Source organism: Streptococcus sp. FDAARGOS_520 (assembly GCF_003812685.1).
Lineage (GTDB): Bacteria > Bacillota > Bacilli > Lactobacillales > Streptococcaceae > Streptococcus > Streptococcus agalactiae.
Genome location: NZ_CP033810.1, coordinates 1200140 through 1213244, shown reverse-complemented (window position 1 = coordinate 1213244; position 13105 = coordinate 1200140). Strand labels below are relative to the sequence as shown.

The window sequence follows — 13105 nt, the reverse complement described above, 5'->3', positions numbered from 1 at the left end:
AAACGGACAGTTCAAAAAATTGCCATTCTAAAGGAAAGCGAGGAAAAAAGATGAATGATTATGAACAAAGTTTTCGCCGTATTTATGAGAACTTTGTTTTTTCTTTGAAAATCTATCCGGATAAGCATTATCAAAAGGTCTTATGTTATCAAGTGCTAGAAAAAATGGATAAGTTGTTTCACGACTACCAAAAACTAGGCTTGCCAACAGTTCAATTAGTCCAATGGAAAAATCACTACAAATTTAAAGTTCAACATGATTACATTATGAAAGGAGGTACAACATGAATTATTTTGAACAACGATTCCAACAAATCTATGAGAAGTTTCTTTTCTCCCTTAAAATTTATCATGCTAATCCTACACATTGTGAAACATGCTACCGAGACTGTCTGAATGAAATGGATAGTCTTTTTTTACGCCATGATACTCATGACCAGTTTGCTAAACAGCTTTTGAATTGTAAAAAGACTTTTCAATTTAAAGTTAAAAAAGCCTATTTTGGAATGTAAGGAGGACGGTATGACCAGAGTAAGAGCACCTGCCGATTAAAAAGATGAGTTGATTTTTTGACCTAGACAAGTCATAAAACGGTCTAAACAAAATAGAAATTGAGGTAAACATAATGGAAATTACAAAAGTATTCGTTGACCAAAACCAAGTATTAGGAAATGAAGTCTTTGTATCAGGTATGGAAGAAGTCCGTGCCAATGATTACAACCCTGTCTCTTATCGTATCTTTGAAATTTCAAGTCGAAAAGAGCCCTCTGCCTTCCTCATTGTAGAAGGTTTTAAAATGTCTGATGTCCCAGAAGGTCGTCAAAAAGTCGTCTTCCCTCGTGGAATTGCCATTGAACGCCGTAACTTCCGCTTTGGAGGCAAACGTAAACATGAAAATGTCATTGTTGCTGAAGAAATGCGTACAGTAAAGTCTAAATAAGAAATAGAATAGGAGAAACACTATGACTGTAAAATTTGCTGCTGATGTGATTGAAACTTTTGATACTGTAAAAACTCTTGGAACTCTAAATTTCCTTGAAGCTATTCCCTTTATGCACTGGGAAGACTATGTGGAAGAAGGAACTGGTGAAGAAAAGCGTCGTGAAACAGATAAGGTTGATTATGTAGATGTGAAACTCTACTCCTCTGCGGTCAATGGGGATATTACCGTAACCGTTCCACCTGAAGCAAAAGTGGCTCAAATGACCGCTGAAAAGAACTACAATGATGAAGTAACGCTTGTAGCTCCTACTGCTCGTTTTTGGTCAAATGCAGAAACCATTAACAATCGCCGTATCACCACAAGCGGGGTTAAACTACGGGCTAAAGACGTTGTATTAGTGGGGAAACCTGAACCTAAAAAGGAAGGATAGTAGCCTATGAAACTGTTCACCTATCGGGGAATCCGTGTTCGGAAGTTTCATGAGAAAATCAAACAACTAACTTTTGCTCTTTTTCTTCTGCCCTTTCTCCTTGGAGGGGGTATTTTAGCTTACCTGCACCAAAACCAGCTTCAAAACCAGTTTCAACGTGACCCGCTAACCTACGGGATTCTTTTTGGTGGAAGTGTATTAGGATTATTGCTACTAGACGGCTTAGTACAGGTGATTTGTTACCGAAATTTTCTTTTCTTTAGCCGTCTAGATAGTTTACGGATTCTTTCCCACTTTTTACTTGATAATAACTTGTATAAGGTCAATAAAATCAAATCGAATCATCACACGAGAGAACGGATTCTATTACCCAAAGTGTATTTGAAGCGTGACCATTTTAGTATTACCGTTTCACTCCACCTTCAAGGCAGCCGATTCCAAGACCGCTTTATTGCCCTTGAAAAGCCTCTTGAAATTATGTTTGACGGAGACTTCATGAACAAGCAATTTACCAAAGGCTACGTTTCTTATACCATTGCCATTGACCAATTTTCTGGTCGCTTATCTATCTTTGATGTTAAGATGACAGATAAGGGAATCCGCCTAATGAAAGATGTCTATTGGGATTTCAATAAACACCCACACTTGCTGATTGGTGGTGGAACGGGTGGCGGTAAAACGGTTCTCTTGATGATTTTGATTTGGGTCTTAGCTCAAATTGGTTATGTGGAAATTCTTGACCCTAAACGCTCTGACTTTGTCGGATTGAAAAATATTCCTGTCTTTAAAGGTCGGGTTTACTGGGATAAAAAAGAAATGCTAGCCTGTTTAAAACGTGCTGAGCAAGAAATGGATAAACGCTATGATTACATGACCAGCCACCCTGATTATCAAGCAGGGAAAAAGTATTATGCTTACGGGTTAAAACCTCGTTTTATCGTCATTGATGAGTTGGCAGCCTTAGCGGCTAAACTAGAGCGAGATTACCAATCATCTGGAGACTTTATCGAATACCTAACAGAATTGATTTTAAAAGGGCGCCAATCCGGAGTCATCATGATTGTTGCTATGCAACGTCCTGACGGGGAATACCTCAAAACGTCTTTACGTGACCAATTTATGAAACGGATTTCTGTTGGTCACTTAGAAGATACTGGTAATAAAATGATGTTTGGGGACGCTAACGCAAATAAAGTTTTCAAAAAGATTGATGAAATTGACGGAGAGGAGATTTTCGGTCGTGGTTATATTGCAAACGGTGGGGAGGTGGCTAGAGAATTTTATTCACCTACAGTTCCCTTTGAGGAAGGCTTTTCTTTCTTTGAGGAATACAAGAAACTACCCGTCTTAGATGACCCACTATTAGAAACAACAGAAACTACTCAAACGTCATCATCTGACTTGTCCGTTGAACAAGCAGAATCTCCCCTCCTTCCTCTGAATGACTTTGCCAAAGAATTTGATGTGCCCATTTCAACCTTACGAAACCTTGTGAAATACATAGAAGAACAGGACTATACATTCAGAAGAGAGGATAACCGTATTCTGCTAGATGAAGCAGATAGGGCTTTGTTGGAGGAAATTGTAACAGAGAAAGAACAGGCTGACTTGCCCTATAAGCAAGTTGTCCTTCAACACTTTGAAACACCTCCTGAGCCAGCGTAGGCACGAAGGTCAAGGTCAGGGCTACGCCCGTCCGACCTGCCCGACCGAGCTGACAAGCGGGCGTTTTGGGGTGTGCCCTAGGCACGCCCCAAAAGGGCTTAACCTCCCGATACTAATAGGGGGGTTAAAACTAACACAAGTCCTTAAAAGGCTGTTAGATTCCCTATTCTTCCCGTCACTAGAACAAACACAAAAAGGAGGTGGAAAAAGAGTGATAAGCAATACCGATTTAAAGCGTATCAGGCTTGAGTTAGGATTTACTCAACGCAAAATGGCAACTATGATTGGTTATAGTTACTACAACTACCGAAACATTGAACAAGGTCAACGAAAAATGACCAAAGAGTTTGAAGAAGCACTCTTTCACTTTCTGAATCGCAAATCAGAAACCAAGCTAGAAAGCACGGTGGATTGGTTAAAAATTCGCTTCAAAACACTTGATTTTAAAGCTGTCATCACACACGTTCTAAAATTAAAACTAGCTGACTTTTTTTATGAAGAAAAAAGTCTATACAGCTATTCAGATATGATAACCTATGGTTCAATTCGGGTACTTTACTCCCATTCTGAAAAGAAGGCAGAAGCTGGAACGCTGATTGACTTAACAGGAGGGGGTTGTCGTGAGCTTGAATTGTTATTAAAACAACAAGGTCGGAATTGGTTTTCTTTTCTTCACGATGTCTTTCTCTTTGCGGAACAAGAACGAAAAGATAGACCTTTGGAAGTTTTTTTAGCCTTTCCACGCTTTGATATTGCCCTTGATGAATTATACAAAAAATCAGGGAATCTTGACTTATTTGATATTAAAAATCGGATTTTTGACAATAAAATCATCATGCGCAAACTCCGCACCTTTACCGCTATTGAAGGCTTGAAAAAAGTTGAAAATCGCTTTGTCAATCAAGGTTTGACCTTAAACTTTGGCAGTCGTCAATCCAATCTCATGATTCGCTTTTATCAAAAGGATTATGAACAAGCCCTCTTAAAAGACGTTTCTGTTGACTATATCCATGAAGCTTATAATTATAAAAACCGTTATGAGATTGAACTACATGATACCAAGGCGTTTGATATTTTAAAAGAATGGTATACGTTGGAAACTGACTTGACTAAAATAGGCGCTCGGATTTTAAATAACTATTTTGAAGTGAAAGATTGGAATGGCAACTATGATAGTGAATGGGATAACCTGCTTGGCACACAAGCGGGTTTTAAATTTGTCACACGTCCTCGTCAAATTAACTATGCAAGGACAAAACATTGGGTTACAAAACAAGTCTCTAGTGCTTTGAAATTGCTGAAAATCGTTGATATGGTTTATCAGACAGATGAGCTTTCAGAAATCATTTCTGAAGCCTATTTGAGTAACAATCATACGAAATTAGCAGAAGAAATTTGTGAACGAAATGGAGTTGATTTTAATGTCATTGTCGGACAGATATAAACCATTCAATGTTCCCGATAAATTCAATCGCCCTCTTCAAACAAAGACCTTCCCAGTCGGTTATGAAGAACTCTACCTATCGTTTTACGATTTTGAATTGGTCAAAGATTTGATTGATTATTGGGGACTCTTATATTATCAACCTAAAAAAGATTCTGAATTGAAATATGCAGAACAATTTAGAAAGCAAGCCTTTAAAGATGAAAACCACCAACAAAATGCGATTAAAAAGGCGACTAGGCAAGAAGCTAGACAACCTTTTTTTGAAGAGTTAAAAACAAAACCACTAAAAAAGATGAGTCAAAACGCTCGTTGGGTGGCAGAAATGCTCGTACAGACGGGCTATGCTCAATTGGTACTATAAAAATGAAAGGAAAAATGAAATGGAATATAAAGTTGAATTGAATAGTCTGGACAATTTCAGGGCTTGGTCAGGTGCACGCAATACACTAGCAACTGTCCGTGAACGGGGAGATATGGACAGACTAACCTCACTTGGTGAAGATATTTTTTCAGGAAGTATCCCTACAGAAACAGAAATCAATGATTGGCTTTGGTTTGATTCTGATGACATCTATCGATTCCTTGGCTATCATGATTTGGTAGAAGATGACGTATGAAGCTTGTAAAAAAAATTTACGAGGGAATCTCCTGTTTCCTTGATAAAAACGAATTCTGGAATCTCTACATTGTCCTAATGAAAGAAAAAGAGTTTTTCTTAGACGCTTTTGCACGGAAAACCATTGACCTTGAATACCCCGCCCACTACCAACATGCTTATTTCACACTGGATGGTCAAGTGTTAGACTTCAATCAACACATGACGACACAACTTGTCACTCTTTTTAGACAGGTTATCTTAGAAAATCAAATAACATTTATGGAGGAACTGATAATGGCAACACAAAACACACTTGAAAAGAAAGTCAGAGCGGTCTCATTGGAGCTAGGAGAATTGATGAAAGCCCATGATGATAAAGAAGCTTGGAAAAAAGCAGGTGAATTGCACGGACTTCTCAAAAAAGAAGAGGTGAAACAACTCCCTGAAGCACTGGTTGAAAGTCTTCACGCTGAATTGCGAGGTTACTATTATGTCAATAGTGAACTTAATAAACTTCATAAACAACTTTATGCGAAAGGAAATAAATTGATTGAACTAGCCAATCAGTAAGGGGTACCTATGAATACAGTAAAACTTATCTATCATCAATTAAAAACTTATCTTGGAAATTTTACCAAACGTCCTAAAAAGAAAGGAAAACCAACATTAACCCTTGCCAACAAAAAAACAGTCAATCTTGCCGTTCTATCAGGATTGGCTTTTATTTTGCTTGTAGGGCTACTAGGAGGCATTCGTGCGATGACAATGTCTAGTAAAGTCACCAATCTTGAAAAACTGATAGTTGCTAAAAAAGCTACTTCTTCTCCCTCTTCTGCTTACCAAACAATAGATAATCGCCTGCAATATTATCTGAATGATTTTGTAGAGTGCTATTTCACGATTCCTGCAGATTCAGACGGTCAAACCAAACAAGCTAAGCAATTAACGAGCTTTTACGGTTCAGAGCCTGATATTCAAGCACAAGGTCAAGTCAAAAATCCTAGTCAATTGAGTTGGTCACGCCTGCTAACCGTTACAGATAATGTGGCAACGTATGAGGTGCATTACAATCAAACGGTAAAAAATGGGGATAAGACAGAAGAAAAAGAATTGGTAACGGGTTTTAATATCCCTTATGCCAAAACAAAAACGGGTTACTATGTTACGGGCTTACCTTGGTTTTCTAGTTTATCGACCAATCAGGCAGATAAGAAAAGTACCGATACAGAAGTCAAGCTCAATCAGTCAGATAGGGTTTCAGAGAAAACAAAAAAGAAATTGGATAAGTTTCTCAACGTTTTCTTCACTAACTATACGACTGACCAAGATAATTTGGACTTAGTGGCTCACAATGTAACAGTTGTAAAAAATGCCACTTTTAAAACCTTAGATTTTAGTTACTACAAAGCAACCGATAAAGCAGTTATGGCTTATGTTCAAGTAACATTTGAAGTCGCAGGCTCGACACATGCTGAAAACTTCACCTTGACCTTATCAGAAAAAGGGAAGTCCTATTATGTGGAGAAAGTCAGCCATACAATCCCTGCTAATTACGCAGATACAAAAGAATAAAAGGAGAGTTTAATCAATGAGTTCATCTAATTTACAAACATGGTTACAAGGAGACGGTTTCTGGTTCATTACCTTTGGAGCGATTATCCTGATTATTTTAGCTTGGAGAAACAGCTCTTGGGGGCGACTATTTACCACGCTTGTTTTCTACGCAGTGATTGCCTCTTTAACAGGAGGCGGACGACAATTACTTCACGTTATCGGTTGGTTCCTCCGTCTCTTTGGAATTGAAACGGGGTTGTGACATGGAAAAAGAACGATTGTATGATTACGCTAGAGGGATAAACGCTCCCTACTGGATTCAAGAAGTAAAAACACAAAAAGGAAAACGTATTTGGTATTTTGCAACACCCATGCAACTTTCCTTTTTTGTGGTTTTTGCACTGGTCTTGATTTTAATGTTGACAGTGTTTAGCTCACTTCTTCTTCCGTTGAACAAATTAACGCATTCCATTTCATGTTATCTTTATTGGTATATCCCTTATAAACTCGCTAAATTTTATACAGAGTATGAACCACAAGGAAAGAAAATGCACGTTTTCTTATGGGATTATATCTGCTATCTTATGGATTTTCGCCTCAATCGTAAAGCGATTTATCATGAAGATAGAATGAAAATGGTGGATGAAGAAGAAATTGTTTTTGAAAAAACAGATTTATAAAGGAGGTCTAATGGTTCTAAAACTTGTCTATCCGATTCTTAAAACACAGGATAATATAGCTTTAACAACAGATAAAATGGTGATGAGTTTTTATCGTATTCCCAATACTCCCATCACCATTACAGATAAAGCAAAGAAACAAAAACACAAGCTGACAACTGCTCAGCTGATAAAAAAACTGGTTAAAAACAAGTCCTTTGAAGTCTCCTTGATTCCAAAGGACTATTTGTTAGAAGAAAAGATGAAAGACTTTTCTCATGCCTTGTCTCCCGATAGTCAAGCATTGGGGGAAGAACTGTTGCAGTATTCGACAGACAAATTGACACAAGAAATGGAAATTCCCTATCAATTTGACTGGTTGATTGGTGTCAATCTTTTAAAAGATGACCAAAACACCACCGTTCAGGATATGGCGGTTGAGCGCTTCTCTGAAGTCTCTGAAATGATTGCCAATAGCGTGGGCTTTCAATATGAGATTCCTGAAGATTGGGCGCAAGAGTATCTGGTTAGTGAAGCGACCGTCTATCAAATCCTTTCCGCTCTTCGGGCACAACGTTTGACCAATGAAGAGCTCTTTTACTATCAACGCATGCAGTACTTGCGCTATATTCCTCATCTAAAGCAAGAAGTCACAGCCAATCGGGCACTCTTTAATGTGACTGATACGGTCTTAAGACCAATGGCTGGGGGCTTTATGAAGTTAGACAGCCCCTATGGTTCTTCTTTTCTCACCATTCTTCCGATTGCTAAAACACCCATTATTTTTAATGGCTTTCATCTAGGGGAATTTACCCAACGCTTTAATTTCCCTGTAGAACTACGGATAAAGGCAGAATTTATCGAAAAGAACTCTTTAAAAGGGCGAATGGCACGTTCTAACATTCGTTATCGAAATATTATGAATGAAGCTGAAAGTACAGATACTGTCCAACAAGATGAAATTATTCTGGGGGCAATGTCTCTCAAAGACTTGATGAAAAAGGTTGGTGGGAAAGAAGAAGTCATTGAATATGGAGCTTATCTCATTGTTTCTGCTTCTAGCCTATCCCAATTACGACGTCGCCGTCAGGTAGTCTTAAGTTACTTTGAGGATATGCACGTAGAAGTGAGTGAAGCTAGTCATGATACGCCTTATCTCTTCCAGTCTCTCCTCTATGGTCAACCACTTGAAAATAAGACCAGAACGTGGACACACTATGTCACTCCAAGAGGTTTTGCAGAACTAATGCCATTTACCAACACAGCTTCAGGAAACCATATTGGCTGGCATATCGGACGGGTGGATAATTGGACAGGACGGTGGGAAAGTATTGAAAAGGCACAAGAAGCGTCTAAAAATATGGTGCTCTTTAATGCGACCGTTGGAAATAAAGAAGGGATTGCAGGAAAACTTACAAAGAATCCGCATATCCTAATTACTGGCGCAACGGGTGAAGGAAAATCTTTTTTGGCAGAACTTATCTTTCTCCTAACCTCTCTTCAAGATGTGAAATCTTTGTATGTTGACCCGAAACGCTCTATCCGAAAACACTTTGAAGCAATTGCTCACCACCCAGACTTTGAAAAACGGTTCCCGCTTCTGGCTGAACATATCAAACAGATAAACTTTGTCACTTTGGATAGTAGGGTGAAATCCAATCATGGGGCTCTTGACCCAATTGTCATGTTGGATAAAGATGACGCTGTTTCAGTTTCAAAAAACATGCTCAATTATCTTATTTTCTCCAACAAGCGAATGAAGGTCACAATGAAGCAAATGACCGCTATTTCGAGAGCAATTAACAAAGTGGTGGCTCAAAGACAAACGGGAGAAATCGTGGGGTTAAAACATGTTCTCAAAGAGCTCACCAATAATCCAGATAGCACTATCTTTGAAGTAGGAGATTATTTGACGTCCATTGTCGAAAATTCCATTTTGGAATTGGCTTTTTCAGACGGTAATGTAGAAGGATTGTCTTATGATAAACGGGTGACTGTTTTAGAGGTAGCGGACTTATCCTTACCAGATAGTAAAGATAATCAACAAGATGTCACCCCAGACGATAAAGAAATCAATTCTACGGCGCTGATGTTTGCTTTGGGAGCTTTCTGTACACGCTTTGGAGAACTCAATCGTTATGAAGATACCATTGAATTTTTCGACGAAGCGTGGGTACTGATGAAGTCGGCAGAAGGACGAGCCGTTATCCAATCCATGCGTCGTGTTGGACGTTTCTTTAATAATGTCCTCTGCCTCATTACTCAATCCGTTCATGACGCTGAAGGAGATGATGATACCACAGGCTTTGGGACACTCTTTGCCTTTAGAGAAGACAATGAACTTCCCGATATTTTAGAACACGTTGGACTAACGGATAATGAAGAAAATCTGGAATGGATTAAAAATATGATTTCAGGGCAATGCCTCTATAAAGATGTTTACGGCAATCTCAATATGATTTCCATTTATAACATTTTTGATAGTATCGACCCGCTTCTAAAACCAATGAAAGCTACTGTTTCTTCTAATCTTGAAAATAAATACGCATCTTAAGGAGGTGAGCTTGTGCAAGAAGCATTTGAAAAATTAAAAGGCATGGATATTTTTTCTTTAAAATCCTACATGATAAAAACTGGCTTTGGAGATTTCAGCGGTGTTTGGGTGATGTTCAACGAAATCTTTGTCAACTTCCCTTTTTTCCTCCTCAACCTCATTGTTGGTTTCTTCTCTTTGATGATTCGGATTTTAGAAAACGTCCGACTTTATGACACTTACAAGCAATATGTCTTCAGTGGAGCTCAATCCATTTGGCGAGGCTTTACAGGAGCTACTTCTGGTGTGGCTCAATCATCATTAGTCTTTCTGATTCTCCTTTGCTTGGCTTTTTATCTCTTTTATCAGCTCCTCATGTCTAAAGGCAATTTCTCTCAAAGATTGCTTCATGTCCTTCTGGTTCTCTTTTTAGGCTTTGGTTGGTTTGGGACAGTTGCTGGAACTTCTGGTGGATTGTATCTGCTCAATACAGTAGACAATGTCGCTAGTACTACGATTCATCACATTTCTAATGTCTCCGTCTCCTACGGAAAAAATCAGTCTTTAAAAATAGGGTCTTCCGTAGCTGATTCTTATATCGCAGAAACCTCTTATAAAGCCTATCTCTTTGTCAATACAGGACAAGAAAACGGAAAATACAAAGACCGTCAAACAGGAAAAGAAGAACCGTTTGAGGATTCAAAAGTTCTAGGAAGCTTGGATAAATCAGGCAAGTTTAAAGCCGTTTCTACCGCTGATAGGAATAAATATTTAGAAATAGGAAATGGAGCAAGTGATGATAATGAACATAACCGTTGGGTATCGGCTATTCCTGATTATATCCCTGTTAAGTTCTTCTATATCCTTTTTAAAATGGTTGAAGCGATTGTCATTGCCATTCCTATTGTCTTAATTCAGTTGCTCAATGTCCTTGCACAAGCCCTTGTCCTTATCATGATTCTTCTTTTTCCTATTGCCCTTTTGGTTTCCTTTATTCCCAAAATGCAAGATATTCTTTTTGGAGTTTTTAAGGTCATGTTTGGTGGTCTTGCTTTCCCAGCCATTACAAGCCTGTTAACTTTGGCTTTACTTTACCTTGAAAAAATCAGTGAAAACTTAGTAAGTAGTGGCTTTGATAAGGTTATTGGAGATTTTTCTTCCTTGTCTACTTTTAGCGCTCTCTTTGAACTAATCGTCTCTGTTTGTGCTAAAGGAGTGATTTATTGGTTGCTTTGGAAATACAAAGGAGAATTGATTGAATTGTTACTCGGTTCACGAGCAAAGATTACGTTTGATGAGATAGATACCAAAGTCAAAGAAACCGTTACAAATGGGCAGGAACCCCTGAAGCAGCTGCCTACAAAAGCTACTAACGCCTTTGAAATGGCTCAAACATCCGGAAACTTTTTCCTTGCTGGAGCGGGATTGGGAGCGGGGCTCTTCATGAATGCTGGTAAACAGATGAAAACTCTTTTTTCAAATCCCCATCCGACTTCAGAAGGAACGGAAGATTCAACGCCTCCAGAAAATGACGAGGAGGAAACACCCACTACTTCTTCCTTTGAAGAAACAGGCGCTCCCGACGAGGTAACAACACCGTTTCAAGAGCCAGATATGCCAATGGAGATTTTTGAATCTGCTATTCAGGAAGAAGACACAAGCGTTCAACCTTTTGACACAGAACCTTCCCCGCTAATGGATACAAAGCAGAACAGAGAGCAGAAAGAGTTTGAAGAGCGCCGTCAAAATCGCCTTTCTTGGAGACAAAAACATCACATCAATAAACTTGAAAAGGAATTAGAACCATACAAAGATGATGAAGCACTATACCAAGCGCAAGGTTCAAATGCCTTTATCAAGAACTATCGTAAAACCTTGCCGAAAGACGATAAATTGAAAGCCAATATTAACCGTAAACATCAGATAATAGAGGAATTAGCACGATTGAGAGGAGGAAAGGAATAATGAATATACGCATTTATTCTAAAAGAGGTTTTAACAGACGGTGAACAATGCGGTTGCCCTTGCCTATAAAAAGAGAAAGCCTTCTATTGACTTTCTCCTTTTATTTTCAGTAAAAGAGATTGAGAAAGAGCAACTGTTAGCAACTATCAAAGAAAATCCTCTTATTTTGACGGCTCAATGGCGATTTGAAACGGTAATGATGACTGTCTATGTGAAAACTTAGGAGGGAAGATGAAGAAAAAACTAGTAATTGTTAGTGCTTTAGGTGCTCTGGTCTTACCTTTATTCTTGGTTGTTATTATCATGGGAGCTTTTGCGGGTAGTACGTCTTCTAATGGACAAGCCAAAGGACTACAAACCAAACTAACGGCTAAAGAAGTAGCTCAAAAAGCCAATATTTCAGAAGAACGGGCAAGTGATGTCATCAAAATTCTCAACTATGAACTCTCACAAGAACAATTTACTCTCGCAGGAGCTTCTGGAAGTTTAGCGGTTGCAGAACGTGAAAGTGGCTTTGACCCTAAAGCCGTCAATACAGGTGGCGGTGTGGCTGGTTATTTCCAGTGGTCAGGCTGGTCTTCTACTGTCAATGGCAATCGCTGGTCAAAGGCAAAACAAAAGAAATTAGATTCTGATATTGAACTAGACCTCTTATCTACAGAGCTAAATGGCTCTTATAGCAAAGTCAAAACAGAAATGCAAAAAGCGACTGACCCTGAAGAAGCAGCTCTTTATTGGTCAGAATATTATGAAGGGGTCGCTTTATCAGACGGTCAAACCAAAACTAGTGACCTGAAGAAGAATGCGAGAAAATGGTATAACCTCTTCAAAGACACTTTAACAGGGGATACAACTAATGCCAAAACACGAGACGGTGGAGGCGTAACTTCTGATGGAGTGCCTGCTGGATATAGCCTTACAAAGGCAATCAACACTTCTAACTATACTTCTGCGACCTATCCTTGGGGACAATGCACGTGGTTTGTCTATAACCGAGCCAAAGAAGTAGGCGTTAACTTTGACCCTTACATGGGCAATGGTGGGGATTGGAAGCAGAAAGCAGGCTACCAAACCACACATACACCAACTGAACATAGTGCTCTCAGCTTTTCTCCTGAACAAGCTGGCGCAGACCCAACTTACGGACACATTGCGTTTGTGGAGCAGGTCAAATCAGACGGGTCTATTCTCATTTCAGAAACCAACACCAAAGGACTTGGAGTTGTTTCTTACCGCACATTTGATAAAGCAACAGCTAACCAATTTACATACGTAATTGGAAAGTAAAAATTTGACAAAAAACTACATTTGT

Annotated in this window: 16 protein-coding genes; all 16 read left to right on the top strand. The window is 38.9% G+C overall.

Annotated elements, in window-relative coordinates; all coding sequences use genetic code 11:
• Window positions 1-50: 50 nt before the first annotated feature.
• The 16 genes from EGX96_RS06425 (at window position 51) to EGX96_RS06350 (ending at window position 13080) form a co-directional block, all read left to right on the top strand.
• Window positions 51-287 carry a hypothetical protein gene (locus EGX96_RS06425; RefSeq protein WP_001000876.1) on the top strand — a complete coding sequence of 79 codons (237 nt, stop codon included), beginning with the start codon at window positions 51-53 and terminating at the stop codon, window positions 285-287.
• Entirely contained in the window at window positions 284-511 is a 228-nt protein-coding gene (locus EGX96_RS06420) for a hypothetical protein (protein ID WP_001105756.1), read from the top strand. Before EGX96_RS06425 ends, EGX96_RS06420 begins: the two co-directional genes overlap by 4 nt.
• A 113-nt stretch (window positions 512-624) precedes the next feature.
• Complete coding sequence (locus EGX96_RS06415) at window positions 625-939, top strand: hypothetical protein (RefSeq protein WP_000406626.1); 315 nt, start codon at window positions 625-627, stop codon at window positions 937-939.
• A 22-nt stretch (window positions 940-961) separates the two neighbouring features.
• Complete coding sequence (locus EGX96_RS06410) at window positions 962-1372, top strand: DUF961 family protein (RefSeq protein WP_000216328.1); 411 nt, start codon at window positions 962-964, stop codon at window positions 1370-1372.
• A 6-nt stretch (window positions 1373-1378) separates the two neighbouring features.
• Window positions 1379-3037 carry an FtsK/SpoIIIE domain-containing protein gene (locus tag EGX96_RS06405; protein ID WP_001882899.1) on the top strand — a complete coding sequence of 553 codons (1659 nt, stop codon included), beginning with the start codon at window positions 1379-1381 and terminating at the stop codon, window positions 3035-3037.
• Between the two features lie 211 nt (window positions 3038-3248).
• On the top strand, window positions 3249-4481 hold the full coding sequence (locus EGX96_RS06400; protein WP_000625216.1) for a replication initiation factor domain-containing protein: 1233 nt from the start codon (window positions 3249-3251) through the stop codon (window positions 4479-4481).
• Window positions 4459-4845 carry a hypothetical protein gene (locus tag EGX96_RS06395; protein WP_000058816.1) on the top strand — a complete coding sequence of 129 codons (387 nt, stop codon included), beginning with the start codon at window positions 4459-4461 and terminating at the stop codon, window positions 4843-4845. The genes EGX96_RS06400 and EGX96_RS06395 overlap by 23 nt, the downstream gene beginning before the upstream one ends.
• Window positions 4846-4864: 19 nt before the next feature.
• Complete coding sequence (locus EGX96_RS06390; protein ID WP_000456039.1) at window positions 4865-5101, top strand: hypothetical protein; 237 nt, start codon at window positions 4865-4867, stop codon at window positions 5099-5101.
• Window positions 5098-5652: a hypothetical protein gene (locus EGX96_RS06385; protein ID WP_000780011.1), complete on the top strand. Its 555-nt coding sequence runs from the start codon at window positions 5098-5100 to the stop codon at window positions 5650-5652. Before EGX96_RS06390 ends, EGX96_RS06385 begins: the two co-directional genes overlap by 4 nt.
• 9 nt (window positions 5653-5661) lie before the next feature.
• Window positions 5662-6654 carry a conjugal transfer protein gene (locus EGX96_RS06380; RefSeq protein WP_001098866.1) on the top strand — a complete coding sequence of 331 codons (993 nt, stop codon included), beginning with the start codon at window positions 5662-5664 and terminating at the stop codon, window positions 6652-6654.
• 16 nt (window positions 6655-6670) lie between these two features.
• On the top strand, window positions 6671-6898 hold the full coding sequence (locus tag EGX96_RS06375; protein ID WP_000099227.1) for a hypothetical protein: 228 nt from the start codon (window positions 6671-6673) through the stop codon (window positions 6896-6898).
• A gap of 1 nt (window position 6899) precedes the next feature.
• Window positions 6900-7316: a conjugal transfer protein gene (locus EGX96_RS06370; RefSeq protein ID WP_000410250.1), complete on the top strand. Its 417-nt coding sequence runs from the start codon at window positions 6900-6902 to the stop codon at window positions 7314-7316.
• Window positions 7317-7326: 10 nt separating this feature from the next.
• Window positions 7327-9849 (top strand): ATP-binding protein, encoded by a 2523-nt coding sequence (locus tag EGX96_RS06365; protein ID WP_000243267.1) that lies wholly within the window; start codon window positions 7327-7329, stop codon window positions 9847-9849.
• Window positions 9850-9861: 12 nt separating this feature from the next.
• Window positions 9862-11793, top strand: coding sequence for a hypothetical protein (locus EGX96_RS06360; RefSeq protein ID WP_001154548.1), 1932 nt, complete (start codon window positions 9862-9864; stop codon window positions 11791-11793).
• A gap of 40 nt (window positions 11794-11833) precedes the next feature.
• Window positions 11834-12016, top strand: a complete 183-nt coding sequence (locus EGX96_RS06355; RefSeq protein WP_001882897.1) for a hypothetical protein — start codon at window positions 11834-11836, stop codon at window positions 12014-12016.
• An 8-nt stretch (window positions 12017-12024) separates the two neighbouring features.
• Complete coding sequence (locus EGX96_RS06350; RefSeq protein WP_000728345.1) at window positions 12025-13080, top strand: phage tail tip lysozyme; 1056 nt, start codon at window positions 12025-12027, stop codon at window positions 13078-13080.
• The last annotated feature ends 25 nt before the right edge of the window (window positions 13081-13105 follow it).

Excerpts from the sequence above, each read along its gene's own strand:
- EGX96_RS06370 (WP_000410250.1), top strand. The coding sequence starts at position 6,900 with ATGGAAAAAGAACGATTGTATGATTACGCTAGAGGGATAAACGCTCCC.
- EGX96_RS06375 (WP_000099227.1), top strand. The coding sequence starts at position 6,671 with ATGAGTTCATCTAATTTACAAACATGGTTACAAGGAGACGGTTTCTGG.
- EGX96_RS06350 (WP_000728345.1), top strand. The coding sequence starts at position 12,025 with ATGAAGAAAAAACTAGTAATTGTTAGTGCTTTAGGTGCTCTGGTCTTA.
- EGX96_RS06415 (WP_000406626.1), top strand. The coding sequence starts at position 625 with ATGGAAATTACAAAAGTATTCGTTGACCAAAACCAAGTATTAGGAAAT.
- EGX96_RS06385 (WP_000780011.1), top strand. The coding sequence starts at position 5,098 with ATGAAGCTTGTAAAAAAAATTTACGAGGGAATCTCCTGTTTCCTTGAT.
- EGX96_RS06420 (WP_001105756.1), top strand. The coding sequence starts at position 284 with ATGAATTATTTTGAACAACGATTCCAACAAATCTATGAGAAGTTTCTT.
- EGX96_RS06405 (WP_001882899.1), top strand. The coding sequence starts at position 1,379 with ATGAAACTGTTCACCTATCGGGGAATCCGTGTTCGGAAGTTTCATGAG.
- EGX96_RS06410 (WP_000216328.1), top strand. The coding sequence starts at position 962 with ATGACTGTAAAATTTGCTGCTGATGTGATTGAAACTTTTGATACTGTA.
- EGX96_RS06390 (WP_000456039.1), top strand. The coding sequence starts at position 4,865 with ATGGAATATAAAGTTGAATTGAATAGTCTGGACAATTTCAGGGCTTGG.
- EGX96_RS06380 (WP_001098866.1), top strand. The coding sequence starts at position 5,662 with ATGAATACAGTAAAACTTATCTATCATCAATTAAAAACTTATCTTGGA.
- EGX96_RS06425 (WP_001000876.1), top strand. The coding sequence starts at position 51 with ATGAATGATTATGAACAAAGTTTTCGCCGTATTTATGAGAACTTTGTT.
- EGX96_RS06365 (WP_000243267.1), top strand. The coding sequence starts at position 7,327 with ATGGTTCTAAAACTTGTCTATCCGATTCTTAAAACACAGGATAATATA.
- EGX96_RS06395 (WP_000058816.1), top strand. The coding sequence starts at position 4,459 with ATGTCATTGTCGGACAGATATAAACCATTCAATGTTCCCGATAAATTC.